4 protein-coding genes are annotated in these 3592 nt (G+C 70.9%); 3 read left to right on the top strand and 1 reads right to left on the bottom strand.

Translation table 11 applies throughout. From position 1 onward, the window contains the following. On the top strand, nt 1-952 hold a 952-nt coding region (locus tag BMG07_RS40140), incomplete at its 5' end, for a molybdopterin-binding oxidoreductase (RefSeq protein ID WP_198089137.1). Between the two features lie 9 nt (nt 953-961). On the opposite strand, the gene BMG07_RS40135 is transcribed toward BMG07_RS40140, so the two are convergent. Continuing rightward, nucleotides 962-1858 (bottom strand): DMT family transporter, encoded by an 897-nt coding sequence (locus BMG07_RS40135; RefSeq protein ID WP_198089136.1) that lies wholly within the window; start codon nt 1856-1858, stop codon nt 962-964. 121 nt (nt 1859-1979) lie between these two features. Here BMG07_RS40135 and BMG07_RS40130 point away from each other — a divergent pair, with 121 nt between their 5' ends. Both BMG07_RS40130 and BMG07_RS40125 read left to right on the top strand, forming a co-directional pair. After that, nucleotides 1980-2777: a helix-turn-helix domain-containing protein gene (locus tag BMG07_RS40130; protein ID WP_198089135.1), complete on the top strand. Its 798-nt coding sequence runs from the start codon at nt 1980-1982 to the stop codon at nt 2775-2777. Between the two features lie 107 nt (nt 2778-2884). Beyond that, nucleotides 2885-3457, top strand: coding sequence for an RNA polymerase sigma factor (locus tag BMG07_RS40125; protein WP_198089134.1), 573 nt, complete (start codon nt 2885-2887; stop codon nt 3455-3457). The last annotated feature ends 135 nt before the right edge of the window (nt 3458-3592 follow it).

Here is a 3592-nt window from a genome sequence, read left to right as displayed (position 1 = left end):
GGGTGTTCGTGCCGCTCGTGCCGGCGCCCGCGCCGGTTCCCGCGCCGCCACCGCCACCACCACCACCCCCGCCGCACCGGCCGTGCAACTGGGCGGGGCCGTTGACCGGCCGGCGGCCTTCACCCAGGCCGACCTCGCGGCGCGCGCGGCGGTCACCGCCACCTACAGCTTCTCCAGCGGCAGCGGGCCGCAGACGCACACCTACACCGGCGCCAACCTCTGGTCGCTGCTGGGCGATGCGGGCATCCAGGTCGACGGCGCGGTCAAGAACGACGTGCTCAGCCGCTACCTGCTGGCCACCGGCGCCGACGGCTACAAGGTGGTGTTCGCGCTCGGCGAGCTGAACCCCGACTTCGGCAACAAGGCCGCCACCGTGGCCTATGCCGAGACCACGGCGGGCGTTTCGGCGCCGCTGAGCACCACCGACGGGCCTTTCCGCGTGACCGCGCCGGGCGACGTGAAGGGCGGGCGCTACGTGTCGAACCTCACGCGGCTCGACGTCGTGGCCGCGCCCGCGACGGCGGCCGGCACCGGCGGCGCGCCGTCGGCGTCGTTCGCCGTGTCGGGCAAGGTGACCGGGCCCAGGAGCTTCAACGCCGCGGACCTCAAGGGCATGCTCGCGGCGCCGGACCTGACCATTGGCGCCAACGTGTACCGCGGCGTCAACCTCTTCACGCTGCTGAGCGGCCTGGGCCTGCCGACCACGCCGAAGAACGCGACGCTCGGCATGTACGCCGTGGTCACCGGCAGCGACGGCTACCGGGCCACGCTGTCGCTGGGCGAGATCGACCCGGGCTTCGGCAACAAAGCCGCGATGATCGCCTACCAGGCCGACAGCGTCGACCTGACGAGCGACGGTTTCGCGCGGCTGATCGTGCCGGGCGAGGTGAAGCAGGGGCGCTCGGTGTCGAAGGTGATCGCGATCGAGGTGTTCTCGGCCACGGCCCCTTGAACGCCCTGATCAGCCCACCAGCACCCGGCGGCGCCCCAGCGGCGCCTTCCACAGCTCCGCCAGCAGCACGCCCGCCACCGTCAGCACGCCGCCGACCGCGTGGTAGGCCGCCAGCGATTCGCCGATGACCACCGCCGCGATCAGCGCGGTGAACAGCGGAATCAGGTTGAAGAACATGCTCGCGCGGCTCGGGCCGATGTGCGCCACCGTGTGCATCCACACCAGCGGCGCGAGCATCGACGCGCCCAGCCCCGCGAAGGCCACGAGCGGCAGGTTCGCGGCCGACAGGCCCACCCTGGGCGTGAGCAGGTACAGCGGCAGCAGCGCGACCACGGCCACCACGATCTGCAGGTAGAGCAGCTGCAGCGCGGGCACGCCCTTCATGCCCCAGCGCTTGAGCAGGATCACGTAGATGGCGTAGGCCAGCATGGCCAGCAGCATGAGCCCGTCGCCCATGTTGGCGCCGCTTTTCAGCAGCGTGCCCAGGTCGCCCGACGACACCACCACCAGCACCCCGACGATCGACACCAGCGAGCCCGCCACCGCGCCCGCCGTGAGCCGCTGGCCCAGCAGCAGGATCGACAGCGCCAGCACCATCATCGGCGTGAGCGAGCCGATGATGCCCATGTGCGTGGCCGTGGTCAGGTAGGCCGCGTAGTAGGCCAGGCTCTGGTAGACCACCATGCCCAGGAGGCCGAGCACCGCGATGCGGCCCAGTTGCGGGCGAATGGCCGGCCAGTTGCGCAGCACCGGCCGCAGCGCCAGCGGCGTGAAGAGCAGGGCGGCCAGCAGCCAGCGGTAGAAGCTGATCTCGGCCGGCGCGATGGCGCCGGCCGCCATCTTGCTGACGACGGTGTTGCCCGACCAGATGACCACGGCGAGCAGGGGAAAGGCGTATTGCCACATGACAGGAGGCTTTCTTGAGAGTGCAGGGCTATCATCGGGTCGTCCGTCCTGCGGCATATAGCTCGATCAGGACATTCAGTCCGTCGATCCGGACGCTTTCTCTTCGGAAGGAGCCGGGAACATGGCCGACAGGCTGCGCTTGCTCGCCATCCAGGACGTGGAGGGCATGGCGGGCCCGTTCTATTTCCGCTACGACGACATCGGCGCCGACACGCATGCCGCGCCGCACAGCCACACCTGGGGCCACCTGAACTACGCCGCCCACGGCACCATGCAGATGGACACCGAGGGCCTGCGCTTTCTTTCGCCGCCGCAGTACGCGGTGTGGATCCCGCCGAAGGTGGTGCACAGCTGCACGCTGCGCCACGCCATCGTCTACCGCTCGATCTACATCGCGCGCGATCTGTGCGAGCGCCTGCCCGCCGAGCCCTGCACCGTGCGCATCAGCCCGATCATCAAGAGCGTGCTGGCCGACTTTGCCGCGCGCGACCTGCACGTGCCGCAGACCGAGGCCGACCTGCGGCTGGCGCACGTGGTGGTCGACCAGCTCGCGCTGGCGGAGGTGCAGCGCTGCTACCTGCCGGCGGCCGCGTCGCCCGCGCTCCTGGGCGTGCTCGACGCGTTGCAGGCCGAGCCCGGCGACCACCGCTCGCTGGCCGAGTGGGCCAGCCGCGTGCACATGACCGAGCGCACGCTGGCGCGGCAGTGCCAGCGCGAGCTGGGCATGTCCTTCGGCGACTGGCGCCAGCGGCTGCGCTTCCTGCGCGCCATCGACGCGCTGGAGGCCGGCCACACGGTGCAGGAAATCGCGTTCGACCTGGGCTACAGCACCGCGTCGGCCTTCATCGCCATGTTCCAGCGCGAGGCCGGCACCACGCCCGAACAGTACCGGCGCGAGTTCTGCGGCATCGCCGGCTGAGCGCGTCGCCAGAAATACCCGCGACGGATTTCCGCGCCACCGCCGTTTAATGCCCTGGAACCCCGGTCCGGGGCATTGCGAAGGCGCGACAGCAGCGATGGTGGCCATTGACAACAGACTCCTCTGACTCCGACGACGCGCTGCTCGTGCGCGTGGGGCGCGGCGAGCCGCAGGCGATGCGGGAGATGGTCGCGCGCAAGCTGCCGCGGATGGTGGCGCTCGGCGTGCGTTTTCTGGGCCGGCGCAGCGAGGCGGAAGAAGTGGCGCAAGAGGTCTTCCTGCGCGTGTGGAAGCAGGCCGCCGACTGGCAGCCGGGGCAGGCCCGCTTCGACACCTGGTTGCACCGGGTGGCGATGAACCTGTGCTACGACCGGCTGCGAGGCCGGCACGACGAGGCCACGGACGACGCCCTGGACGACGCGCCCGACCCCGGCCCGGCGCCCGACGAGGCATTGCAGGCCGCGCAGCGCGGCGCAAGACTGGCGGCCGCCCTGAAGGCCCTGCCGACGCGGCAACGCGAAGCCCTGGTGCTGCAGTACTACCAGGAACTGTCCAACCAGGAGGCCGCGACCGTGATGGGCGTCACAGTCGAAGCCCTCGAAAGCCTGCTCTCGCGTGCGCGCCGTGCCCTGCGCGCGCAACTGCAACCGGGCGGCGACTTAAGGAACGAAAAGCCATGACCCCTGAGCGATTCACCGAACTGCTCGACAGCTACGGCAGCGACCCGCGCCGCTGGCCCGAAGCCGAGCGCCAGGCCGCGCTGGCGCTGGCCGAAGCCGGCCTCGGCCCCGCGCCGGACGCGTCCACCGAACTCG

The organism is Variovorax sp. E3, from assembly GCF_016082275.1.
Classification (GTDB): Bacteria; Pseudomonadota; Gammaproteobacteria; order Burkholderiales; family Burkholderiaceae_C; genus Variovorax.
The sequence above is the reverse complement of the archived record's forward strand: the minus strand, read 5'-3'. Positions and strand labels throughout refer to the sequence as shown.

Excerpts from the sequence above, each read along its gene's own strand:
- BMG07_RS40135 (WP_198089136.1), bottom strand. The coding sequence starts at position 1,858 with ATGTGGCAATACGCCTTTCCCCTGCTCGCCGTGGTCATCTGGTCGGGC.
- BMG07_RS40130 (WP_198089135.1), top strand. The coding sequence starts at position 1,980 with ATGGCCGACAGGCTGCGCTTGCTCGCCATCCAGGACGTGGAGGGCATG.